At 36.6% G+C, this 25,346-nt stretch carries 21 protein-coding genes; 12 read left to right on the top strand and 9 right to left on the bottom strand.

The features are described from left to right. Nucleotides 1-535: 535 nt before the first annotated feature. The 5 genes from AC1M9M_RS03095 to AC1M9M_RS03075 all read left to right on the top strand — a co-directional run bounded on the left by AC1M9M_RS03095 (nt 536) and on the right by AC1M9M_RS03075 (nt 5,424). Entirely contained in the window at nt 536-3,094 is a 2,559-nt protein-coding gene (locus tag AC1M9M_RS03095) for a hypothetical protein (protein WP_481595577.1), read from the top strand. Nucleotides 3,095-3,100: 6 nt separating this feature from the next. Beyond that, on the top strand, nt 3,101-3,226 hold the full coding sequence (locus AC1M9M_RS03090; protein WP_481595576.1) for a hypothetical protein: 126 nt from the start codon (nt 3,101-3,103) through the stop codon (nt 3,224-3,226). Nucleotides 3,227-3,352: 126 nt separating this feature from the next. After that, nucleotides 3,353-3,580: a helix-turn-helix transcriptional regulator gene (locus AC1M9M_RS03085; protein WP_481595575.1), complete on the top strand. Its 228-nt coding sequence runs from the start codon at nt 3,353-3,355 to the stop codon at nt 3,578-3,580. A gap of 555 nt (nt 3,581-4,135) precedes the next feature. Beyond that, complete coding sequence (locus tag AC1M9M_RS03080; protein ID WP_481595574.1) at nt 4,136-5,086, top strand: YagK/YfjJ domain-containing protein; 951 nt, start codon at nt 4,136-4,138, stop codon at nt 5,084-5,086. Nucleotides 5,087-5,151: 65 nt separating this feature from the next. Then, a complete protein-coding gene (locus AC1M9M_RS03075; RefSeq protein ID WP_481587863.1) occupies nt 5,152-5,424 on the top strand; it encodes a hypothetical protein in 273 nt (90 codons plus the stop codon). 58 nt (nt 5,425-5,482) lie between these two features. Here AC1M9M_RS03075 and AC1M9M_RS03070 read toward each other — a convergent pair whose 3' ends face one another. From AC1M9M_RS03070 to AC1M9M_RS03060, 3 genes are read right to left on the bottom strand one after another with little or no spacing between them, the layout of a single operon-like run. After that, on the bottom strand, nt 5,483-6,211 hold the full coding sequence (locus AC1M9M_RS03070; protein WP_481595573.1) for a hypothetical protein: 729 nt from the start codon (nt 6,209-6,211) through the stop codon (nt 5,483-5,485). 38 nt (nt 6,212-6,249) lie between these two features. Then, nucleotides 6,250-6,888, bottom strand: a complete 639-nt coding sequence (locus AC1M9M_RS03065; RefSeq protein WP_481595572.1) for a DUF805 domain-containing protein — start codon at nt 6,886-6,888, stop codon at nt 6,250-6,252. A 42-nt stretch (nt 6,889-6,930) separates the two neighbouring features. Then, the gene (locus tag AC1M9M_RS03060; RefSeq protein WP_481595571.1) at nt 6,931-7,284 is read right to left on the bottom strand and encodes a hypothetical protein; all 354 of its coding nucleotides are present in this window, start codon (nt 7,282-7,284) and stop codon (nt 6,931-6,933) included. A gap of 636 nt (nt 7,285-7,920) precedes the next feature. On the opposite strand from AC1M9M_RS03060, the gene AC1M9M_RS03055 reads away from it, so the two are divergent. From AC1M9M_RS03055 to AC1M9M_RS03035, 5 genes are all read left to right on the top strand, one after another. Further along, nucleotides 7,921-8,955, top strand: a complete 1,035-nt coding sequence (locus tag AC1M9M_RS03055) for a DUF932 domain-containing protein (RefSeq protein ID WP_481595570.1) — start codon at nt 7,921-7,923, stop codon at nt 8,953-8,955. Between the two features lie 197 nt (nt 8,956-9,152). Continuing rightward, the gene (locus AC1M9M_RS03050) at nt 9,153-10,211 is read left to right on the top strand and encodes a YqaJ viral recombinase family nuclease (protein WP_481595569.1); all 1,059 of its coding nucleotides are present in this window, start codon (nt 9,153-9,155) and stop codon (nt 10,209-10,211) included. 190 nt (nt 10,212-10,401) lie between these two features. Next, a complete protein-coding gene (locus AC1M9M_RS03045) occupies nt 10,402-11,286 on the top strand; it encodes a recombination directionality factor (RefSeq protein WP_481595568.1) in 885 nt (294 codons plus the stop codon). A 79-nt stretch (nt 11,287-11,365) separates the two neighbouring features. Further along, a complete protein-coding gene (locus AC1M9M_RS03040) occupies nt 11,366-11,596 on the top strand; it encodes a helix-turn-helix transcriptional regulator (RefSeq protein ID WP_071321306.1) in 231 nt (76 codons plus the stop codon). Between the two features lie 72 nt (nt 11,597-11,668). Further along, nucleotides 11,669-12,253, top strand: a complete 585-nt coding sequence (locus tag AC1M9M_RS03035; protein ID WP_481595567.1) for a class I SAM-dependent methyltransferase — start codon at nt 11,669-11,671, stop codon at nt 12,251-12,253. Here AC1M9M_RS03035 and AC1M9M_RS03030 read toward each other — a convergent pair. Beyond that, nucleotides 12,250-13,293: an HNH endonuclease gene (locus tag AC1M9M_RS03030; RefSeq protein WP_481595566.1), complete on the bottom strand. Its 1,044-nt coding sequence runs from the start codon at nt 13,291-13,293 to the stop codon at nt 12,250-12,252. The genes AC1M9M_RS03035 and AC1M9M_RS03030 overlap by 4 nt on opposite strands. 123 nt (nt 13,294-13,416) lie before the next feature. Here AC1M9M_RS03030 and AC1M9M_RS03025 point away from each other — a divergent pair, with 123 nt between their 5' ends. Both AC1M9M_RS03025 and AC1M9M_RS03020 read left to right on the top strand, forming a co-directional pair. Further along, the gene (locus AC1M9M_RS03025; RefSeq protein ID WP_481595565.1) at nt 13,417-15,549 is read left to right on the top strand and encodes an McrB family protein; all 2,133 of its coding nucleotides are present in this window, start codon (nt 13,417-13,419) and stop codon (nt 15,547-15,549) included. 5 nt (nt 15,550-15,554) lie between these two features. Continuing rightward, nucleotides 15,555-16,634, top strand: coding sequence for a 5-methylcytosine restriction system specificity protein McrC (locus AC1M9M_RS03020; RefSeq protein ID WP_481595564.1), 1,080 nt, complete (start codon nt 15,555-15,557; stop codon nt 16,632-16,634). Between the two features lie 14 nt (nt 16,635-16,648). On the opposite strand, the gene AC1M9M_RS03015 is transcribed toward AC1M9M_RS03020, so the two are convergent. The 5 genes from AC1M9M_RS03015 to AC1M9M_RS02995 are packed head-to-tail and all read right to left on the bottom strand — an operon-like array spanning nt 16,649 to nt 25,273. Beyond that, nucleotides 16,649-18,106 carry a class I SAM-dependent DNA methyltransferase gene (locus tag AC1M9M_RS03015; RefSeq protein WP_481595563.1) on the bottom strand — a complete coding sequence of 486 codons (1,458 nt, stop codon included), beginning with the start codon at nt 18,104-18,106 and terminating at the stop codon, nt 16,649-16,651. Between the two features lie 58 nt (nt 18,107-18,164). Then, nucleotides 18,165-19,043, bottom strand: a complete 879-nt coding sequence (locus AC1M9M_RS03010; protein WP_481595562.1) for an HNH endonuclease family protein — start codon at nt 19,041-19,043, stop codon at nt 18,165-18,167. Nucleotides 19,044-19,045: 2 nt separating this feature from the next. Next, nucleotides 19,046-20,743, bottom strand: a complete 1,698-nt coding sequence (locus AC1M9M_RS03005; RefSeq protein ID WP_481595561.1) for an AAA family ATPase — start codon at nt 20,741-20,743, stop codon at nt 19,046-19,048. After that, entirely contained in the window at nt 20,733-22,490 is a 1,758-nt protein-coding gene (locus tag AC1M9M_RS03000; protein ID WP_481595560.1) for a restriction endonuclease subunit S, read from the bottom strand. The genes AC1M9M_RS03005 and AC1M9M_RS03000 overlap by 11 nt, the downstream gene beginning before the upstream one ends. Then, on the bottom strand, nt 22,487-25,273 hold the full coding sequence (locus AC1M9M_RS02995) for a type I restriction endonuclease subunit R (RefSeq protein ID WP_481595559.1): 2,787 nt from the start codon (nt 25,271-25,273) through the stop codon (nt 22,487-22,489). The genes AC1M9M_RS03000 and AC1M9M_RS02995 overlap by 4 nt, the downstream gene beginning before the upstream one ends. Nucleotides 25,274-25,346 lie beyond the last annotated feature (73 nt).

Here is a 25,346-nt window from a genome sequence, read left to right as displayed (position 1 = left end):
ATACTTTATTAGACAGATATAGAAATGAGTATGTCTTTCATAGAGTGATCTTAAACTCTTAGCCTGTGTCAAACTTTCTTCTAAACACACTTTTCTTAATTAGGTTGCTTGGCGCGCTTAAAGCTAGTTGGGGATAAAACATGTCATCGATCTAAATTCTTTTGGGGCTTAAGCCATTTTAAGAAGTCGCTGTATTGAATCATACACACATTTTTAACTTACTCTGAATGATCACTCGCATCATCCACAAAAGGGTATTGTTGCATATCATGATGTAGAAGGTCGGGGGGTGCAACTAGTCTGTCATTACAAATCTATTACTATAAAACTATAATTTATTAGTTGGAATTTAAATGGCCATAAATTGGATTTGATGAATTATTATATTGGAATTTTAATCTTTATAATAAGGTGATATAAGTTTATACCTCTTCAAATACCACGATTTTAGTATTATATTGGCTTTTCATATCTATTTATTAGACTTGGTGTATTTTATTTTTAACATAATTAATCAATTGTATTGAATGAAGAGGTGTCTGAAGTGCATACGAACAGGCTAAAAAATGATGATAATAAAGTTGTGAGTCGCGATTCAGATGTGGATTTGATTAGTAATGAAGATCTTTTTCGTTTCCTAAAAAAAAGATACAACCACAAATGGATAAACTATAAAAAATATGGCAAAGAGATTTCAGAGGGCATTTTTTACGAAACAATATGTCTTTTAGAAAATCTAGAACGTCAACTTGGCTTAGTCTATGAGCGAGCTTATCCAACAAGGGATGAATTTTTATCTGCTCAAGAACAAGGTGATCAGCAAAGACTAAATCAGATTATAACGTTTTATGAGGATTTACGTGTTGAGCGTGATTTAATCAAATATGCACAGCCAACGCACAATTTTAGTAAGAATGTAGCATCCTATATCGCGTACCTTGAGAGGTATCCTGATACTCTTTTTTGGAAAAGGGGACAAAGATGGCAAGTTGAAACATTTCCCTATGAAACTATTTTTGATTTCTTCGAAAAGTATTTGAGTGTTTTACATGTAGGGCAGACTGAGCCAAAAGAACTTGCTGAATCAGAAAATATTGATTCCGAGGTAGCCACCTGTCTTACCGAAGAACTAACTTTGGGTGTTTATAAGCAATTTGATGAGGGGGTAAGACAATTTAACGAGTTTCTAGCAATCCATAAGTCTTCAAGGGTGATGTGTTTTGAGATCACCTTGACGCCACAGGAACATACAATTGGTAGAAAGTGGCAGGCTTTAAGTAGAAAGCGAATCGAATTACGAGGTTGTTTTCGTCTACTGGTTGAAAGGTATGGGTTGCTTGCTGAATATTCTCGTATTGAGATAGGGATAAATTCAAGTCTTGTGTTGCAGTGGATATTATTATTTAAAAATCAAAAGCTGGATTCAAGAAAGATACGAGCCGTTATACAGAAAGATTTAGAATTACAGATGGATGCAGATGAGCATTTGGGTAATAAGCCGTTTAAAGTTGATATACAAGATTTAGGCCGTTTAATTCAATCATTGGATCCTAGATATAAAGAGGTTATTAAGGCACGTTCTAGGTTTGAAAGAAAGGCATTTGAATATTGGGTGCTTGGCTACTTCTATCGTGTCGATTCTTTCCTTAAACCTGATTTGGTGCGGGTAGCGGATAGTATTTACGTAGATAAATATCTAGAACATCCAGTTTCACTCATGGCAATTAAAAGATCTTCAAGTAATGACCACAATGTCAATCTTCTGCAGGATCGGGAGCAGATCGAAGCGTGTGTTGAAAAAATTGATGATTTTATTGATTTGGACTTCAGTGTAGAAGCTAAGCAGATTTGGAAAAATAATAACTTACCGAAACAAGCCAAAGATGATTTAAAGCTGTTAGCATTAGTTTATTCACAATACAAAAACATGTTGCCTTTTGGGTGGAGAGAGCAAGAGAATTGTGTACAGTTATTTGTGTCTATTGAGCACTTCATGCGGTTGGTTCAGTACAACCCAGTTCAGATATTGATTGAAGAATACTTGCCACAAAGTCAGATTGAAAAAGCTCCATTGAAATGTTTATCTCAATTGGCAAAGCAGTATTTGCATATTGGGCAGCAGTTAAAGCAACTGGGTCTTAACTTAATAGAAAAATTAGAAAAATTAGATTTTATTGGATGGCGGGTAAGAATATTTCTGCGACTATTCATTAGGAATCGATGGAATTTTAAAATCAATAGGGATGGCATAGCAGACTTGAAGTTTTGCCTAGATAGTTTTAAAAATCTAGACAATTATATTGCAGGCGATTTAAAAGGAGGGCCTTCTTTTTTTGATATTGAAAAACAAGAGATCGTGAGTGTTAAACGAAATAAAGCTAAAGCAAAAGACTATTTAAATCAAACAATCAGGCAAGATGTATTCGCTTTTCGATTGAAATTTTCTTACCAACCGAATAACGTTTTTACTACAGAGGACAACACTACTGCATTCAATGCGTTGCTTACAGACTTCTTAAAAAATCTGAAGCGAACTAGAAAAATAAGTGGTGAGAGTCTAGTTGCTTATGTTGGTACACGTATGTTTATAGACAGAGTACTGAATACTGATATTACATTGATTTTTAATGCTCAGACATTGTCCGATTATGATGAACAGAAAAATGAAGAATGCATTAAGCAATCCAGAAGAAAAGTAATTGAGTACTGGGGCAAGTACATCTCTATAAAAAAGGAGAAGATTTCTAAAAGTAAAAAAGGATCATTAGACACTAGCCCCAATTACTTAAAACTTTTCAGAAATGAAGATCTCAAAATTAGCCAAAGCGCTATGATTACATCCTTACCGCGATCACTAGATTTTTTACATATCAAGCATTATGACGGTAAAAAATTACAAACTTTCAAATCTGAGCTTGCTGATTGTTATGCAGCACATGGACTGTTGTGTAGATGGGAATTTAACTTACTAGAAAATCTGGATTCGACTGATAAAGGTCATAGGATTAGAAGCTTGGATCAGTTTTTGAAAGGGCATGTAGTTGCAGAAAAGCCCAAACAATCAAAAACTAAACAGGGGGATATTTTGACTTAGTCGAAGATGAAAGAAAATGTGGGGCTTGATGAAGAATATGTTGATCATGAGGAGCAAGTGGTCTCTATGGAAGAATTGAGCTCTAAATTCATTCAACGGGCTATAGATGCATTTGATAGCATTAAAAAATGACACCTAGTTAACAATGCATTAGAAAAATATTATTGAGTCGGAAAATGGAATCTTATTATTAGTTCACAGAACTCCCTGATTATTTGAGCGAAATCAGCTCAGTCTAATCATTGAGGAGCATTCATAATGAATACATTTGTTGGTGAAACCTTTACCATGCATCAGATTATCAACCTAAAGCAAGTTGTGTTCTTTACTAGTATTAGTCGTGCCACAATTTACAAGCTTATAAACGTTAAGATGGAGTGTTATGATCCAACATTTCCAAAGCCTGTACATTTAACAACTGGTCGAGTTGGTTGGTCAGCATTAGAAGGACATCAGTGGATTGAAAGCAAGTTGAATAGCCGTTGAGTACGAGTATATGGGAGCTTTGGCTCCCTTCATTCTATTTATAAGTTTCTGGCAGGAGATAACTTCCGCTTCCATATTGTTAAGGGAATAGTTTCAAAACAGGATTTATAGCACCTACTGCGCTGTTCCTATGGGAGTATATTTCAATGGACGAGATGAAATGCAGGCTAAGTGCCTATTCTTATATTTGGTCCATGTGCGTTTGCTTAGTAGGTTATTAATATTATTGTATTTAATTGTATTTATAATACATGTACTTAATTAAGTTAATAGTACTTATAGTTGTATTTATAACATATACAAAATTAATAAAGTTTATATAAGTAGGATTTATTAAGTTTATTGTTTGAACAGTGCTATGGCTGTTCTTGTGGAGATTAGTAAATCTTCTGCATTCATTAGCAATGGCTAGTATTTAGTAAAAAGCGTATAAACAATTTTAAGAAACATAATTATCTAGAAATACTAATAGCGGTAAACATTATAGGACTCTCTGTAATATAAAACATATTTCACTTCTCTTATGTAGCGTCATATCACATAGGAGATTTTACCATGGCAAACTTTTCAACTTGTAATCATTCAAAGCTATTCATTGACATAGAAGATTTTGTTGAGAAAACCATTTATCACTCTGGCAACATAGGCTGGGAAGGTTTTAAGCAAGAACTCGAATTTCTTATAAACGAAATAGATTTTGAATATGATGATAACCTTTGGTATTCCGCCTATATCCAAGCCATTCTTCAGCTAAAGAAGCAAAACACCATTAATGGAAAAGTTGACTATGAACAACTTTATCAGATGAAGTTTGAAGATGTTCAGGCATTTTTTACTACATTCGTGAGACAGCGTGAGGTTGAGAGAAAAAACTTCTATCAGGCTGAAGAACGTAATCGTGAACAGTTACTTAAGCATATTGATAATTTAACTCAACATTATAGCAAGCTCTTGTTTGTTAGGGTTGATTTAGCCTATATAAAAGAAAAACATGCTGACATTGATATTCGCCTATTTAGGGATGATGTACAAAAGTTAATAGGATATATTCAGGATGGGGATAGGTGTTTTAGTGATCTAGAGGGTTATGCTTGGGCATTAGAGCAAGGGGAGGAAAAGGGCTACCATTGCCATCTCTTGATGATTTATAACGGTGCAGTGAAAAAGCAAGATTATTACTATGCAAATGAAGTCATTGAGCGCTGGAAGCAGATAACGAAACAGGATGGCTATGGCTTTAATTGCAATAGTACGGAGCATAAAGAGCAGTTCAGAAAATCGGGGAAGCTAGGCATTGGGATGATTTACCGAAATGACCTAAGATCGGTTGAGAATGCTAAGCATGTATGTTCCTACTTGGTAAATCCTGAAAAGGACAAGCAGTATTTACGGGTTAAACCCTTGAGAATGCGTACCTTTGGTATGAGTAAATATCATCGTAGTGATCGTCGATATCGAGAACGTACATCGTTTAGAAATAACTTTAAATATATATCATCTAGATGAGAAACATCTTCTCTTTCAAGGGTTTATCTAGTGATAAGCCTTTTTCTTTTATAGAGGTATATTTTATGCAAATTAACTGTCCATACTGCCATTCGGAGCATGTTGTCCGTATCATGCCACAACCGTCAAATCATCCTTCTCAGAATATTTTCTCATCCTCTGCATCATTTGCCACAATCGGAGCGACCCTCTCCAAAAGCTTACCGATCTCACCATTAGTTGGAGGTATTGCAGGCATTGTTGTAGGTGGGCTGTTAGATAATGTATTTGGGAGTCAATCTACAGCAGTGACACATTCTTATTTTCAATGCCAACATTGTGGACAAAAGTTTTACTAAATTAAAAAAAACATGGGAGTGGTATTGCTCCCATGTTGTTAAAGTGACTTTGGTTTTCTTAAGGCTTGAAGATCCAGTCACCTTGATCTGTTGAAATCGTCACTTCAATAATTTTATTTTTATTGCAATTGGCATCCACTAAAATCCAGTTGCCAAAAGTGACTTTGCGAGGACTATTCATTTTTGCGTAAAGCGGACAGTTTCCACGGTTTAAATGAACGTCTTGTACCGTTACTTCATCCACCACAGATTGAATTTTGAGAATCGACATAAAGTTATGAGCAGGATTAGGCTCAAGGCTAATTTTAATAGGTGATTCTTTGGGAATAGTTTGTGATGAATGATCTCCTGAATATTCAGTCTGATCATCTACAGCATTAAAGCAACTACCTTGAAGTCCGATACCAATGTCATTGGTGTCAATATTCCACGATATTTCAGACTGATCACAACCCAGAATTTGCCCTGAACTATTTTCTTTAAATCTTAAACTGCTTGAGTAGAGATAAAGACCTTGATCATTTCGACGAAGATATTGCACATTGAGAAGAGGTAAAGCGGTATAGGTATTGGGAAATTCAGAATCAAGCAATGTTTGTAGCTCAGCTTGAGCATAGCTTTCGATTGCCATTATTCCTAATTTAGAATGTTTGATTCCCGATGGTGGTGTAGGCTCACTATTTTGTTGTGCCTGTGTGTCTACTTGATCATTCGTTGTATCTTTTTGTTGGCAACCGAATAATGCCAAACAGACGATCAAACTAGGGAATAGAATTCTTTTTTTCATGCTTAAATCCTTGAATTAGTAATATAAAGAATCGTGTTTTAGTTTTTAGGTGATTCACCATATTGATTTGAATCTGTAGTGCCTTCTTGAGTCGCCCAAAACAAAAGCCACAAGATGCCAATGATGGGAATAAAGACCAAGAGCATCCACCAGCCTGAACGACCGATGTCATGCAAACGTCTTACACTGACAGCAAGGTTTGGAATGAAAGTAATGAGCATTGCCAAAGTGGCTAAGCTATCGCTAAACAGACTAAGCAAAAGACTGAGCAATACACAAAAGAGTTCGAAATACCAAAACTCACGACGACGTGCACGTCCTTTGAAATCAGCAAACTTCTTAAAGCAGGTGATAATGGCTTGTCGATAATGATGTTCAGCCTGTTCAAATTTAGACAACAACGAAGGATTTAGTTGACTAGAGCTATCTTGTTGAAGCGTATTGTTTGAGTCGGAACCAAGGGGGTGAGATGCATGGCTCGGTTGTTGCTGATGGAGATCCAGATAAATGGCGGTTGCTTGTTGTTCTGAGTTGACGTCGAAATCTACCGATAGTCCACGTGCTGGAGCAAGAGAATCCTTCCATTCATGAATATCGAATGTATAGCGTTGTTGATTGTCGCCAAGAATTAGACCTGTTTGATCTTGTACTGAAAAATCTAAAATTTTACCTTTCATTATTGTGTCCTAATTATTTATAAATATTGATGTAAAAGCGTGTTAAAAATTAAAAGTAAATTCACCCTGATTGGTCTTAACGGTGACTTCTCTGACTTGCTCAATGTTGCAATCGATCACACTTTGATAGCTCTGCCCAAATTTCAGTGTGGACATGCGTTTTCTCCATGAAGATAAAGGACATTGCCCACGATTAATGACAATGTTTTCTATAGTGACTTGATCTTTAGTCGCTTGAATAATCACGGAATTGAAATAAGCAGGGGTATAGGGATTGTTAGGGATATGGAATTGATTCGCCATGAGGTCAAGACGTACAGATACAGGTGAAGATGAATCTGAATGACAAGCACTTATCCCAAAAATGATGAGCATCAAAAAGCAAAATTTTTTCATGACAAAACACTCATACCTACTTTAAAAGAAGGCTAAGTTAAAAAGTAATCACCAAAAAAATGTGGGTGAATGTAATTATTATGATTTGCGTGAATACACACCCATACAAAAGCGTTGGGTATTTATTCGCTGCAATGAAGGCGAGGGATATAAATAAGAAAAACTGGTCATGGTTGACTCCTTGGAATTAAGAAGTTCTACCGAATCACTGTCAATTGATTATGGTGGCAGAACGAAAGAGGGTTGACAGACTGGGATCCAAGGAACCAGCACACCCGTAGGTGTCCCCCTTCCGTCCTACCATTAAGAAAAAAGGGAGACGAGAGGATTCCCAAAAAATAACAAGGGTTATTTCTTGCCTGGATCTACGGTCTGTCAAAACCGACTGGCAATGTAGGCCAGCGCTAGAATCATAATCGTTGAAAGGGTTTAGGTCAATTTGACCGAGCTAAACTTTAAGCTGAATTTTAAACAAATGTATCCATCAATTATAAAAAAATAGAGATATATAACATCTAAATGAATCCTTTGTAGATTTCACAGTGATTGAATATCTACATGTCCAAGTTTGGTCTGCTTCCCCAGCAGGCCTTTTTTTATGCAGCTGCAGATTGCACAAATATAGAGGTTACAATCATGGCACATCAATTAGAACAAATGGCCTATGTGGGCGAAACCCCATGGCATGGCTTAGGTAATCAACTCAGTCCAAATCAGCCACTCGAGGTTTGGGCACAACAAGCAGGCATGGATTGGCGCATCGAATCATCTAATGTCAGTTACATGGCTCAGAATGAACGTGGTCAAAGCATCATCATGCCCTTTGAAGAACAACGTGTGTTATATCGTTCAGATACACATGCACCGTTATCTGTGGTCAGTCAGCGTTATCAGGAAGTACAACCGAAAGAGATTTTGGAGTTCTACCGTGATCTGACAGAACAATCAGGCTTTGAGTTAGAAACAGCAGGCGTGCTGAAAGGTGGTAAGAAGTTCTGGGCTTTAGCACGTACAGGTCAAAGCACAGCGTTGAAAGGAAAGGATGTTAGTAATGGCTATGTGCTCCTTGCCTCTGCATGTGATGGTACGCTAGCAACTACAGCACAATTCACCAGTATACGAGTCGTGTGTAATAACACTTTGGCAATTGCCCTTAAAGGAGCATCAGACAGTGCTGGTGTGATTAAAGTCCCGCACAGTACTAAGTTTGATGCTGAGAAGGTCAAACAGCAATTGGGTATTTCAGTGCGTGCATGGGATGAGCACATGTATGAAATGAAACAACTCACACAACGTAAGGTTAGTCAGCAAGAAGCGAAGGCTTATTTTGATGCTGTGTTCAACAATAGCACTATGTCAATTGCTGATCCTGAAGAGAACATCATTCAGTTCTATCGTCAGGTGGCAAGCAACCCACCACAGCAAAACAAAACTGAACCCAATGGCAGAGCCATGACTAAAGCTCTCGACATGTTTAATGGTCAAGGTCGAGGTGCGGAGTTATCGTCGGCTAAAGATTCAGCTTATGGTTTACTGTGTTCAATCACGGAATTCGTTGATCATGAACGTCGTGCCATGAGTACAGATCATCGTTTGAATTCTGCATGGTTTGGTGCAGGCGCAGGTCTTAAACAACGTGGACTGGAACAAGCTCTATCCATGATAGCCTAAGCTCATGTAATAAATCTAACCTTAACCCCGCAAGTCTCAACAATCGCTGAGTACAGCACACACGTAACTCTCTCTACTTACAACTCACAATCAACAATCTGAATCAGCATGCATATCGCCATACCCGACCTCGTGTCGGGTATGGCTTTTTTATGCGTTTCTTTTTTACAAAAACTGAAATTTATAAGGATAGAACTATGAATCAAATCGCACCAATTTCTAATCAATCTGTACAGGCAGGTGTTCAAACAGCATTAAACCCATTAACCACAACCAAGCGAGCTAACTCTGCAAAACGCTTAGTCAGTACCAAAGATATGGCGTATCAAGATTGGCTTGAAGTCCGTAAGCAAGGGATTGGCAGCAGTGATGCAGCGACAGCCTGTGGTTTAAATCCCTACATGTCGATGCTAGAGCTCTGGCTGATCAAAACAGGTCGTCAAACTCAGTCCATTGAAGATGAAAGCTCAGGTGTTGCACCACTGTATTGGGGCAAACAGCTTGAACCTTTGGTCGCTGAGTATTACAGCATGCATACCAACAATAAGGTACGTCGAGTCAATGCTGTATTACAGCACCCTGATCCTGATAAGCATTTTATGTTGGCAAACTTGGACTACGCTGTTGTAGGGAGTGATGAAGTCCAAATTCTTGAATGCAAAACAGCAGGGGAACATGGCGCGAAGCTGTGGCGTGATGGTGTACCACTCTATGTACTTTGTCAGGTACAGCACCAATTAGCAGTGACAGGAAAACAGGCAGCCCATGTGTGTGTATTGCTTTGTGGGCATGAAACTAAAATCTTTAAAGTGACTCGTTCTGAATCTGTAATTGAACACATTATTAATGCGGAACGTTACTTCTGGGAATGTGTGGAAAAGGATACACCCCCTTCAGTAGATGCAAGTGAATCGGCCGCCAAAGCCATTCAGCAGTTGTATCCAGTCCATGTTCCACTGACAGTTGAAGATCTATCACAGAATGAAACAGCCAATCTCATGTTCGATAAGCTGATCAAATTGAAAGAAGAGATTCAGCATAAACAAGAACGTTTTGATGAGCTAAAGCATCAAATCCAAATGATGATGAAGGATGCAGAGCGTGCCACGTTTAGTCGTGGTTCGGTGGTTTGGAAGAAAGCCAATGACAGTGTCAGTTTAGGTACCAAAGCATTGCTCAAGCATCAGCCTGATCTTATTGAACAATATCCACTAAAAAGACAGGGCAGTCGTCGCTTCAATATCTATACCGACTAAGCCCACATCATTAACCTCATCAAAAATGCACAAAAATCGCTCCCCGCTCTCTACAACATTTGTAGAGAGTAAATCGGTCGCGATTTTTGCAGTCAACACTCGCTTTTTAGTAATTATGTCTACTTTATAGCAGTCGTTGAAACTTACATATAAGAACCCTACGCCTTAAAGATTTAATTGGAGTATTAAAATGATTAAAGGTCTAGCGATCACACCGCCTACACTTGGGCGTATCAGTATTGGTCGAGTCGTGGAAAAGAATGGTAAACGTCTACCTGAGAAAGATGACCAATTTACTATTACCTCACAAATCCAAAATAAAGAAGGATGGGTCAAGCACCCATTAGATGAACAGCTTCGAGCCAATGCACCCAATCAGAAGCTCCGTTCAATTCCTGTACGCATGATCTTTAATGATCCTGATCTGAACCTACGAGCAGAATACACCTTATTTGATCGTCAGACTGGACGACCTGTCTGTGTCGGTGATGGTCAGACCTGTCAGCGTTTAACCAATCAAGGCGTTGAACAGCATCCGTGTCCTTCACCTGATTTATGTCCATTGGCTCAAGGTGGGTACTGTAAGCCCTATGGGCGTTTGCATGTGAACTTAGATGAGTCGGATGAGTTTGGTACATTTATTTTTAGAACGACAGGCTTTAATAGCATACGCACATTGGCAGCTCGACTGAGCTACTACCATGCAGCATCGAACGGCTTGCTTTCATGCTTGCCACTGCAACTGACGTTACGAGGAAAGAGTACAACACAAAGTTATCGTCAGCCTGTGTATTACGTGGATTTAACATTAAGAGAGGGTGTTGATTTACAGTCTGCGATTCACACAGCACGTGAGATTGATCAGCAAACTAAGCAGTCGGGATTTAATCAAGAGGCACTCGATCAGATGGCACGACAGGGCTTTGCTAATGCGAAGTTTGAAATGGATATAGAGGAAGGATTGGATGTAGTAGAGGAGTTTCATCAGGGAGAAGAGCAACAGCAGTCCGTTGTTCAAAATGAGTCTTTTGATATTCAACAGGGTTTAAAAGGTTCCGTGACTGCGTTGAATTGAATCGGACAGGGTAAATCCTTACGGGATTGCCGTATCTCATGAGCGAGTTGCTCGACATCATGAGATCGGAGTAAACACCATGAGTACATTTGTAGGACAAACATTCCAAATGAACCAACTGATTAGTATCAAGCAGGTCGTAGAGCTAGTTGGCGTTGGACGTTCCACCATCTATGAAATGATGGATGAGAATTCACCATACTACGATCCGACTTTTCCAAAGAAAGTCAAAATTACCCAAAACCGTATCGGCTGGTCAGCTTATGAGATCCATCAATGGATCGAAAGTAAGTTGGCGAGTCGAGAATAAGGGATGCTCTTAGCTCCCTTATTTTTTTGTTTTCTTGTAGACTGAAAATGTCTTTTAGCCTAAGTGTCCGTAATGAAAACAATAGACTACTACAATAAACATACAGAAGAATTTACAGCTTCAACTTTTGTAGTTGATATGGAAAGCCTATACAAGCCATTTTTGGCTGAGCTGCAGGAAGGTGCCAAGATTCTTGACGTTGGCTGTGGCTCAGGACGAGATACTCTGGCTTTTAAAAATAAAGGCTATCAGGTCGATGCAATAGACTATTCCGAAGAACTCGTTAAAAAAGCATCTCTACTTACAGGTATTCCTATTAAGTGGAAGAGCTTTTATGAGGTTGATGACTATGAAACTTATGATGGAATTTGGGCGTGCGCATCGTTGTTGCATTGTGAGCGTACTCGTTTAAAAGAGGTGATTGGAAAACTGCTGAGTACGCTCAAGCCAAATGGTGTGCTTTATATGTCTTTCAAATATGGGGATAGTGATCGAGAAAAGGATGGTCGGCAATTTACAGATTTGAATGAAGAACAAGCGGAGGCTTTACTTGAGCAGTTTGATAATGTTCAACAGATCCAGCAATGGATTACAGTAGATAAGCGACCTGATCGACAGGAAAAGTGGTTGAACTTACTTTTAAGAAAGTTGAGCTAGAACGATATGTCAAAAACTTCTTTGGGAATCCAAGAGGTACTCTTGATACCTTTTGCAAAATCAAAGCGCTTTGTCAAAAAATCTAAACGTTGATCAGGTTTTTTTCCAGTTCTTAAGATGATGTTTTCTTTAAGAGGGTGATTACTTTCAATAAGGTATTCATTTCTTTGATGCAATCTAAGAAGAAATTGGAGATGAGGGATATTACCTGCTTTTCCACCATGATCCCATCGATTACATTCTCTACATGCTAGGACCAGATTCCAAACTTCATTGAGTTGTAAGTCATATGTTGAACCATACTGAATGGACATTGGAATAACATGGTCTACATCGCAAGTAGTGTCTTGGCCTGATTGAATTGATATCGATTTGAGACAGTAAAAGCATTTACTTTTTTGATAACCATTTAGTGGTTTTCTGACACCTGTGAGGTTGGTGCGTAAATGTGAATGCAGGAAAGAATTATTAGAAACGGGCTTCAGATAGTAAAGATCTTCGGTAGCTGTATCGTACTGAACATGGATTAGCGACTCTTCACTCCAAGCTGACTCTACTAAATTCCAGCGACCTTCAATTTCATTATGAAAGTTTTCTGAATCTTCTGTTGCTAAAAGGTGAAATAGATTATCGGTAAGCGTGATGCCTTGTTTTTTATCCTGAATTGTTTTTTCAAAAAATTTAGAAGCTTGTTGTTTTTTAGGTAAATTGTGGAAAGCATCAAGTACACATTTAAAGCCCTCAGTTCTTGTAACGTTGAGCATCAATTCTTCTGAAATTTGCTCTTGGGTGTAGAGGTACAGTACATTTAAAAGTTTCGCAGTCCCTTTTCCTTGAATTTGACGTTTTCCAGTTTGAATATGTTCAATGAGATGTTTGGCGAAAATAGAGGATAGGTCATCTAAGCTCACAAAAGTTTGATTATTTAATTCAAGCAATGATTTTGCTAGAGCAAACTTATATGTTGCAGTATTGGCACCGATCAAAAAAATAGATCTGAAGTTATTCGTTAGGCTGGTATCGGATGTATAAGTTTTCATTATGAATTAAATTTAATGTTATATGACTAGTCAAGTCCAGTAATACTTAAGTGTTAAAGAGGTAATTATTGAACCGTATAAATATATATAATCACTTAAATTTTATAAAATTAGTAGCAAAAAATGTCTTTCGAAGAAATTCACCAGAAATTAGATAAATCTGCTTTAACATATTGGTTTGTAGGGGCAACGTTTGGACGTAATGCAGATCAGTTTGATCGCTTTATTGAACAGGGAATTTGGGAAAATGGCTATGAAAATGAGTTAACAGATAAAGTTAATTTGATGAAGGTTGGTGATAAAATTGCCATCAAATCATCATATGTTCGCAAAAAAGATTTGCCATTCGATAGTAAAGGTAATTTCGTTTCTGTTATGGCCATAAAAGCCATAGGAACCGTAACAGCAAATCGATATGATGGTCACTTTGTTGATGTCGACTGGTCTGTACTGAAAGAGCCAAAAGAATGGTATTTCTATACAAGTAGGACTACATTATGGCAAGTCAAATATGAGTCTAATTACGCTAGACAGCTAATAGATTTTACTTTTGATAACCAAAAGCAAAATTTTGATTTCTTTCGAAATGAACCTTATTGGAAGAGTCGTTTTGGAGATACTCTTAAAAAAGAAATTACTTGGGCACCATTCTTGGTTGATTTATCAAATCAGTTGTTAGAATTTAAGCATGATAGAAAAATTCTAGTTGAAAAAGTTAAGACCATTGCAGCAAAAAATAACTTATCCTATTTATTGAACAAAGAGCTTAATGATATTTGTCCATTTACTGTCATTGGCATGATGAATAGACAAATGAAGGATTCAAATAGGCAAGCAATTGCTTCAGATTTGGCACAGGCCTTATCTGTAGAATCAACACTACCTAGTGATTTTGATGGTATTCCACTCTTAAATAACATGAAGTCTTGGTTCTTCTCTTTTGAAGAATTTCAGCAACCAAATGACATACAAAATTTATGGGATTTCTTTGAATCGTCAATTGCGTTTGCTGATGGTGAAGACACAGTTCAAGCAAACCGAGTTTTTATAGATTCTTATAACAACCTTCTAAAACAAAAAGGAATTGGATGGAACATTACGATGGCGTTGTTTTGGATACGCCCATGGGATTATCTAAGTTTAGACGGTAGTTCGCGTAAGTTCATTGAAGAAGAATTAAAGCTCCAAATTCCATACAGTGGTTTTAAGAAAACGATAGATGGCAAAAATTATTTAGAATTGATCGCTAAACTTAAAACAATCTTTGAAAAAGATAATTCTTCGGTCAAAAGTTTTCCCGAACTCAGCATTAAAGCATATGACCCTAATTTTCTAGATGAAGAAGAGAATATGACAGAGTCTCCAATCATTGATGAACCAAAGATATCACTCAAAGATATTCTTGATAATCGATGTTTTATGTCTGAAGAAAAGCTTGAACAAATTGTTCGTAGAATTGAATCAAAAAAGAATGTTATTTTTCAAGGTGCAACAGGCACTGGAAAGACTTGGCTAGCACAGCAATTATCAGAGTATCTTGTTGGGCAGTACAAAGAAAACTTCATTCATATCCAGTTCCACCCGACAACGTCATATGAGGATTTCATTAGGGGATGGAGACCTAACTCTAAAGGAGAACTAAACCTTGTTGATGGTCCCTTCCTAGAATTGATCCATCGTGCACGCCATAACCCTGCGCAAAAATTTGTTATTTTGATTGAAGAAATTAACAGGGGTAATCCTTCTCAAATTTTTGGTGAAATGCTAACGCTCATTGAAAACTCAAAAAGAGCTCATCAGCATTCACTAGAGTTGATTTATAAGAAAGATAAAAATGAAAAAATTTATGTGCCAGAAAATGTTTATGTATTGGGAACGATGAATATCGCAGATCGTTCATTGGCTAAGCTGGATTTAGCTTTTCGTAGACGTTTTGCCTTTGAAGAATTAGAACCAACTTTTAATGATGTCTGGATGAAAGTTGTTAAAGAAAATGTTGAACAAGTAACTGAAGGTCAACTCCAAAAACTGCGCCTTAATATTGAGCAGTTAAATGGAGTAATTCAGGAAGATCCTCGTTTAGGTAAACCATTCTGCGTTGGCCATAGTTTCTTTACACCAGCTCAAGTATTTGATGATCTACAAGAATGGCTTGAAGATGTTGTTGAATCAGAAGTTAAGCCATTGTTATTAGATTATTGGCCTGACAATACACCTCAAGTTTCAAATTTATGTAATGCATTAAAGGACATCTAAGTAACATGTTAGATATCCATTACCATTACATCACTAAGTATGGAATCCCTATAAAAAATGTTTGGTTGTTAATTCTTTATGCTTCGGAAGTCTATAAGACTTCTGAAGATAAATTTTTGAATGTTGAAGAGAACCCTGATGACTTATACACCATTATCTTAGAGTTATTGTGCGATCAGTTTGATAGGAATATAGCTAAGGGGCTGTCGAGTAATTATGTCACTAGGAGTGAAAATTTAACTCGTGTACGAGGCAGTATTAATTTTTTAACAACTGAAAGTAAGATGTTGATGCAGAGGGGACAAGTCAATTGTTCTTATGACGAGCTTACTCTAGATATCCCAAGATATCAGTATGTACTCAGGACTTTGAAAAATGCACTTTTTTTAAAGGGCATAGATGGATTGAAAGGAAGGATTGTTCAGAATATTAATATTCTTGAAGGGCTGGGAGTTACTTGTCCATTCATTCAAAACTATGATCTAAAATCAGATCGGTTTGGTCATTTTGATTATTCTGAACAGGCACTTCTTCAAACGTGTCAGCTGTTAAATGAATTGAAAATACCAACAATGCAAAAAGGAAATCAATTACTTCCAAATTTAGAAGAAATGAGTGAGGAATGGTTAAGAAAATTGTTTGAAAAAGCGGTTTATGGTTTTTACTCTAAGAACTTATCAGCTAAGGTGTGGACAGTTAGTCATAATAAAAAATTGCAATGGAAGTTTGATACTGATGCATTGATTACAGATATGCTACCTCAGATGGAGGCTGATATTATTTTAAGAAATACACAGACAGGACAGGCGACCATGATTGATACTAAATTTAATAACGTTTTAGTATCTAATCGATTTGGTAAAGAAAAATTTAGGAATGGGTATATCTATCAAATTTACACATACCTAAGGTCCCAAGAAGAAAATGGATATCCAGTATTTCAAAGAGGGATATTACTTCATCCGAGCGTTGGAGTAGATATATCGGAAAAAGTAAAAATTCAGGGCTATGGGTTGGAGTTCCAAACTATTGATTTAACAGCGTCTGCAATAGCGGTTAAAGCTAGGCTAATAGAATTAGCCTAGCTTTTGATTTGTTTTTAATCTTTTAAACTAATAGCAACTGATTTGAAAGATTCTAGAGCAGCTTCTAGGTGCTCAATGATTTCTTGCTGTAATACATCTGGAGCAGGTAACTCATCTAGGTTATCTAAGCTATTGTCCTTTAGCCAGAAGATATCCAAGCTAGTTTTATCGCGAGCAATAATTTCATCGTAGCTGAAATACTTGAAGCGTTCCGTTTCTTGGCGTTCAAAACGATTTTCAGGATTATAGCATTTGACGAAATCATCTAAATCAGCTTTACGAAGTTGACGAGTTTTAAGCGTAAAGCGTTTATTGGTTCTAAGATCATAGAACCAAATACCTTTAGTCTGAACTTGTTCTGATTTAGGTTTGTTATCAAAGAAAATCACATTTGCTTTTACGCCATTCGCATAGAAGATACCAGTAGGTAAACGCAAGATCGTATGAACATCACATCCAGTTAATAACTTCTTACGTACACGTTCACCTACACCAGCTTCAAACAGTACGTTGTCAGGTAAAACGACAGCAGCTTTACCGTCTGCTTTTAGCATACTGACAATATGTTGTAAGAAGTTTAATTGTTTATTTGATGTGGTTACCCAAAAGTCGGGACGCTCGTAAGTAAGGGACTCTTTATCTTCTTCGCCTTCCTCATTGGTCAAAGTCATACTACTTTTTTTGCCAAAAGGAGGATTGGCTAAAACGTAATCTACTTTTACTGAAGGCTCACTGATTAAGGCATCGGCACGAGCAATATGTGGTTCATCTGTAAGATGACCAACGTTATGCAGATACAAATTCATTAAACATAAACGGCGTGTACTAGCTACGATCTCATTACCAAAGAAGGTTTTTTCTTTTAAGAATTCAGCTTGTTTGTTATCTAGCTTTTGGGATAGTAAATATTTATGCGCACCAAGGAAAAAACCGCCTGTACCACATGCTGGATCTGCAATTGTTTTCATTGGTTTTGGTCGTACACATTCAACAATTGCATCGATAACAGGACGAGGGGTGAAATACTGACCAGCACCACTTTTGGTATCTTCTGCATTTTTCTGTAAAAGGCCTTCGTACATATCACCTTTTACATCAGCACCAATACCACTCCAAGTATCTTCGTTGATCAGTGATACTAAGCGATGCAGTTTTGCAGGATCTTGAATTTTATTTTGTGCTTTAAAGAAAATAGCACCTAACATGCCTGACATTGTGCCAAGCTTACTAAGTACTTTAAGATAGTGATCTTCTAGCTCAGCCCCTTTTAAATTAATGAGGCTGTCCCAGTCAAAACCATTAGGAATGCCAATATCAACTGATTCAAATGGATGCAATGTTTTTTGCTCGTGAGCCATTTTTAAGAAAAGTAAGAATGTCAGTTGTTCTAGATAATCACCATAGCCCACACCATCATCACGTAAGGTATGGCAGAAATTCCAAATTTTGGAAATTAAAGTAGTTGCATTCATTACAAAATAATCAAGTCTAAGAAGCTCGGTCAAGAATACAACAATACTAGTACAAGACCTATAACCCCATTGATGTTAGTTGGTTTTCTAGCCATGGTATATCCTCACGAAATTCTAAAATAATGCTTTTGCTAAATGAATAATATTCTGAACAAGGACAAAGTCTTTTCAGAATTTCATTTTGTACTTTTATCGGTAGATCAAATTTACCAACTTGTGGTTCAAGAATACATTCTAATGTATTTTGAATTTCTAATTTTTTTTCCTTAACACGGTAAGCATTAAGCCCTAAGAAACTAATTGTAAATTGAGCTCTATGATGATCTATACAGTTAGTATCAGAGTACGTTGGAAAAACACTCCCTCCTCGCGGATGTAAAAGCAGATATGTATCTGATTGGTTACAAGGGTCTAAAAGGTAAGGTTGTTCATCATTTAATTTAAATGTTTCATCCCAACATCTTTGATTTTCATCTATTAAAGGAAATTCATTGCCTTTGCCGTGGACTGTACTTGTTATAGAGTCTGTATCGAGTCTATTACATCTTTGACATGATAATCTGTAATTGGTCCAATCGTAACTAAGCCACCAATATCCATCAAAAATTTCACCTGATCGACTGTGAGAAACCGGAAATTTTAAAAATTTTTTATTAACTTTAACTTGATTTTTAGGCCTAAAATGTTCAACGTCATATGTTGCACGATTTTCTTTTGCTTCACAAAACCAGCATTTTCCATCGCTTTTAAGAGCTAGCCAAGTTTTTAGATTTCTCCAGTGTCCAGCTTCTATCAATTTAGTTCTTGGTGATACTTTATCGCCTGAATTAATAATGTTAGAAGCTTTTAAGATTTGATAAGTATAAGTTGTTTCCTCATCATTAGGATTATAGAAATTAACATGTGTAGGGGGAGTAGAATGATCAATAAAATTCATAATTAATTATTAAGTAGATTATCTAATAAAATTTCTAAAGCTTTTTGCTTATTTTCATCAGTAACAATAGGTTGATCTGTATATTCAATACCGTGTGTTAGATCAAAACGAGCGCGCATAAATTCTCGCTTAATTCGATCTTTAAAATCAAAATTAAAATCTAATTTTTCAAGGTGTTCTTTTAAATCCCTTTGTCGTTGTTTATCTTTTGGGGTTTTATCTGCTCTTGATTTAATCACTAACTTTTGATATTCGATTAATAGTTGATTAGTTTGTTTGTCTAGAGAACTACCTAATCCGAACATATCACTCGTGATAATTCCAGCGTAACCCATACCTTTAGGATCTTGATCAGGTTGATCAGCATAGATTTTCTGATCATCTTTACGATGTAAAATTTGTATTTGTTGCTTTTCAAGCTCAGCGATAGCAATTGGATTATGTGTTGTTAAAATAATATGGCTGGTTTGATCTTCATCAGACTGATTATTACTGATGAACATCTTCAAGTACTTAATATAGTCTACCGACCATTTGGGATTTAGGTGAGTATCAGGTTCATCTAGTAAAAATAAGCTTTCTTCACCTGCTGTGAATTTTAAGAGGCCTAAGACAGTTAATAATTGTTGTTCACCTTCACTTAATTCTTGAAAAACAACATTATTTGAATTGTTTTTGAGTTTAACTCTGACTCTAATTTCTTTAATCAAGAGTGAAATAAAAACACTTTCAATTGCATTAAAGAGGGCTCGAGGGGTATTGTATCCAAGTTGCTTGATATCATTAGGATCTTTTAGATATAAATACTTATATTCAAAACTCTTTTTTTTATTTGACCAAATATATTGATGCTCATATTGTTTTAATGTAATAGGGGCTAGGCTTATATCATAGAGTTTTGAAAGGAAAGTTTGTGCATCGCCGACAGCTCGCCATACTCGCTTATCTCCAGTTGGTTGACCATTCCAAGGTGGTTGTCTAAGAATAAATAATACTGAATGAAGCGCATTTTCAGGATCAATTCCAAAATGTTCTTCTAAAAACTTTAATCCTATTGACGAATCATCTAACTGGGAAAGAAAAGATAGAAGTACAAATTGACTATGTTCTGGTAATGCATAAAACTTTTGACGAATAAAGTTCTCGTCTGAGAGTTCAAAATTCATTAACTTGTTATAATGATCTTTCAATGCAGGTTCAAAAATTTTAAACATACGTTCTGAATGACCAGAATAATAACTAAAAATGTATTTAGGAAGGTAGTCACTATCTTCTACTAAGAATTCATTTAATTTAAGGTCAGAATAGTTTTCTGATGATGCTAAATCTGAAGATTCTTCAAATAATTCAGTTTGTATTGACTTAGATGAAATAATATTTTGAGTTTTTATATAAATTTTTAGCTGTTCTTTAGGAGGCAAATCTGGATCAGCCACAACTCTAATGTTTTTTTGATTTGAGGACTTACCTATTTTGTATATGATCTCATAAGCAAATTTAGGGCTTTTTTTGAGGTCCAGGAAGTCTCCAAAAATGACAGCTAGAGCTTCAAGAACATTGGATTTACCAGTTCCATTCCAGCCAATAACAACAGTAATCCATTCTTTTTCGTTAAATTTTATACAGACATCTTTTAAATTTTTAAATTGATGGGTAGGGCTATCTTTAGCGCTACCGATCTTTAAGTAATCAAGACGCATCCGTATTCTCCCTAATTTTGATCAGATCCTGTTCTTTATTTTTCTGTTGATCTGGTTTTACCATTATTTTTTCATCTAAGTTGAGAGCACGAAGCTGCTCATAAAATTGCTCAATATCGTCAATATTGCTATTTCCATTAAGTCCGAAAGCATCTGCCAACTTTTGTCCTGAAATCCAATCTGACTGATTTTTTAGAATATCTAGGATATTCTTAGACATAGCAACCTCCTTTTTTACTTTTTGAGTTGAACGCTTTTGGGGGGGAGCTTTTTTCACTAGAGCTCCTGCTTCACGTTGCTGTTGAATACGCCCTAGCAGGACTTGAGCTGGTTCATCATTTGGATCTTGAGGGATCAATTTCCCAGTAAAAGCATCTGACAAGATATTTTTCTTTTGAAGTTTATTTAAATTTTGCAATTCTTTTAAATTCATCAATTGTTGTTTTTGCTGTTCTAATTTAGATGCTAAGTCAATTGTGATAAAAGATTGCTCATTTAAAGGCGGAAGGGGAACGGGAATTTGAGCAATTTTTCCAACACTTAGCGAATATAATCCACTAGTAGTAACGGCAAGTTTTGCCATGTAATTAATACCATCTGACGAGTTTAACCATGTTTCTAAATACTGGCTTAAAACTTGAATTGGTCTAGCTCTAATTAAATGGTTTTGATGGACAGCATTTGGAATAGATCCATCCCATATAGCACACCTTCCAATTTCAGTAAGACTTCCATTTCCTTCTACAATTAACAAATCACCTTTTTCAAGTTTATAGCGTTCTATTTCACCTTCAAATAATTCAATTTCATGAATATCATCAAGGTTTAATTGAGCTCTATAAACATTTGCTACACGAAGAAAAGGAAATTTATTATTAACAGGTGCTCTTGATGGTTTCTTTTGTATACCACCTTTGATGAGCATAACTTGATCTAAACTAGCCCACACCCAACTTTCAGGCAATTGAGGTAGATTTTCGGTATCAGGTTGAACAGGTTCAGGGTATTTGTCCTGCCAATTTTTTGGTGGATTTTTCCCTTTTTCTGCAAATTCTTTAAGCTTTTCTTGCTCCCAACGTTCACGGCGTTCTTTTAAAATACGTGCTAATAACTGTTCACCAGTTTCAGAAATCTCAGTTTGAGTTTCACGCCATACTTTACTGAGTTCGCCTTCAACCGCTGATTTTAATAATGACTGACGATAAAGTTCTAATTTCTTCTGAGCTGTTTCAAGCTCTTCAATGCCATTATCCAGTTCGCTAAATAATTCATCAATTTTATCAGCAATACGACTTTGTTCATTTAGAGGAGGTAAAGGAATTTGATGTGCTAGAAAGGGTCCTCTATTAATATGCTTCATAGTACTTCCATGAAGATGTTCTGTATTTAATAACTCCTCAATAGATTTTTTTAAAGAATATCGCAAGAAAGTTTTATCTACTAAGGATTCATTTGGAACGACTTTAAAGATATGCTGATTTAATAAGGCATTTGGACCATGCCATAAGAACACATCTAAAGTTGCAGACCAACTGACTAAAATATCATTTTGGGAAACTTTGTAATCGTCAGGAAGCTCTAATTCTGTATAGTTAAAGGGCTTACTTGGGTCGGTAAGGTTTTGAATACGAATGATAGGTCGTCCAGAGTCCGAGCGATGAGAAGGTTTGAATGCAAAACCATTAATATATGATCCTGTATCGTTAATTGTTGCCCAACACCAACCTTTAGGTAAAGTTTTACTCATGCCACTAACTCTTCATTCAATTCTTTCATTAATGGCATAAGTTTCTCTCGACCAAAAACTTCTGCCGCTTTAAATGCCCCGCCATGCCTCGCCAACGAACCAAACTTAAAATCGTTCGGTGTTAGCTGACAACTATTCGCAATATGATCTTTCATTAAACGGAGCCAAGTCATCTGCTCTTCAGTAAATGCCGTTGCATTCTGAGCATTATGTCTAAACACCCACTTTTGGAAACGCTTATCGACTTCCTCACTAAAAGGAGAAAGCTCTTGATCTAAGCCAGAAGCAAAGCGAACTAAGGATAATAAATCAGTTAATTTACGCTGAGTATTTACACTTTTGACTTGACTGCCTTTTACTCTTTCATAAGCAGACCAAAGACGTTCAGTGGTCAGTAATAACGGAGGACGGCTGAGTTTATCATGAAGCACTTGAATCATGCTTAAAGTCAGTTCACGGCGTTGATAGGGTTGATCATAAAAGAAACTTAAGGCTTCAATGTCTTCACGATGCTCTTTTAAATAGGCTTCGAACTTTTCGATGTCTTCCTGAGCTTTATGTTCTACATTTGCAGAAAAACCACGGTGAACGATTTGATCAATGTTGACAGTATCAATAATTTGTTCAGCATCTTTCTTTTCGATTAGTAACTTTCTAAGTTCAGGATCATCAAATACACGGTAAGCCTGCTCAAGGAGTTCACTCATTTTGTCCAAATACTGCTGTTCAGAAATAGAATCTTCCTCAATAACCAGACCTTGAGACGTAGCATCTGTGATAATGGCTTGATTAATCGTATCAGGATCAACCGCATTCAAAATCGATTCAGTAATCTGTTTTAGACTTTTGCCATCGGTAAGCTGGCTGATTTTAGCTTGCGTTTCTGCATCTAAATTTTTATTGAGTCGAATCAGTCGGTTTGCCAAACTTAAAGCAGTATCTTCATCTACATCACCAATAATGATGCCATCTATGAGCTGCTTTAAGGTTGTGGTTGGTTTACGCTCTAATTGGCGACTCTCAGTTTTTTGGGATTTTTCTACACCCACAGCATCAATGATCACAAATCGAGTTTTGGCACCACTCGCACTTTGTGAAACTTTCTTTAATCCATCTTCATCTAAACTACGAACACCACGACCTTTCATTTGTTCGTAATAGCCTTTAGAACGAACATCTCGCATAAACAGTAAAACTTCTAATGGTTTTACATCTGTACCTGTGGCAATCATATCGACAGTCACTGCAATACGAGGATTATATTCGTTACGGAAATCGCTGAGTACGCCATCAGGATCTTTGGCGCTATGAGTTACTTTTTCACAAAACTCATTTCCCTTGCCATATTCTTCACGCACGATATTAATAATGTCATCTGCATGGCTATCCGATTTAGCAAAGATTAAAGTCTTTGGAACTTCTTGACGGTCTGGGAAAATTTCTTGGCTTACAGCTCGCTTCATTTCTCGAATGATGTTGCGAATTTGACTTGGATTGACCACATCTTTATCTAAGTCTTTATGGGTGTAGACAATATCTTGATCAGCCTCAACTAAACGTTTAGCTCGGGTTTGGCGACTACGGCGATCAATGAATTGCTTTGCACGAATAGTCTGACCTTTTTTCGTGATTTCAGTTTCAATTTCATAGATGTCATAGCCAACATTGACACCATCAATCACAGATTGCTCATAACTATATTGAGCAACAATATTTTCATTAAAGAAGCCATAGGTGCGTTTATCTGGTGTTGCACTTAAACCAATCAAAAATGAATCAAAGTAGTCAAGAACTTGTTTCCATAAATTGTAAATACTGCGATGACACTCATCAATGATAATGAAATCAAATGACTCGATAGGCACATTAGGGTTGTACTGAATATGCTTTTTAGACAAGCTTGTATTTTCTTCTAATGTATTCAATTCATTTAAGTTAATATCTTCATCTTGCTCATCCAGTTTTTCACCAGACAAAATCGAATACATGCGTTGGATTGTAGAAATGCATACATCCGCTTTGCTATCTAAGGTAGAAGACATGAGGCGTTGAACATTATAAAGTTCAGTGAACTTACGTTTATCGTCAGGTGGCGTAAATGCCATAAATTCTTGGTGAGCTTGCTTTCCTAAGTTTCGCGTATCAACTAAGAATAAAATACGTTTGGCTTTTGCAAATTTGAGCAGACGATAGACCGAGGAAATCGCAGTAAATGTTTTACCAGCACCAGTTGCCATGTGAATAAGTGAACGAGGCTGTTGTACCGCTAATGACTTTTCTAGTCCTGTAATAGCATCAATTTGACAGTCCCGCAGGTTGTCAATATTCAAAGCCGGCATTTCCTGAAGCCGTTGACGTAAAGTCTTCTCTTTTTTAAATAGCTCGTTTAAAAATTCAGGTCTATAAAACCAAAAAATCTCACGTGAGCGCGGCTCAGGATCTCGTCTATCTGTAAAGCGTGTAATTTGTGATGTTGCTTGGAAAAGGAAGGGGAGGTTATCGTATGGTTTTTTTGATTTCAAACCTGATGTTGCATACCTTTTTGTTTGGCGTTCATGTATGGTGATATTTTCACCTTCTTCATCTCTCATTGCTTCAATGACACCAACAGGGGTACGATTTACAAAAAGAATGTAATCTGCTGGACCCGTTTTAGTTTGGAACTCTCGAACAGCAATACCTGGAGCTACGCCGGGATTGAAATCTTTTTTATCGACAACAAGCCACCCAGAAGATTCTAGTTTTTGATCAATGATAACTCGAGCTTTATCTTCTGGAGACATGTTTACCCTTTATAAGTATCTATATTAAAAAAAGTATACTTATAAAGTTATGGAAGTTGAACTCACACTTTAG

The sequence above is a fragment of the Acinetobacter sp. ANC_7503 genome (genome assembly GCF_056780035.1).
This window is presented reverse-complemented; position numbering and strand designations above follow the sequence as displayed.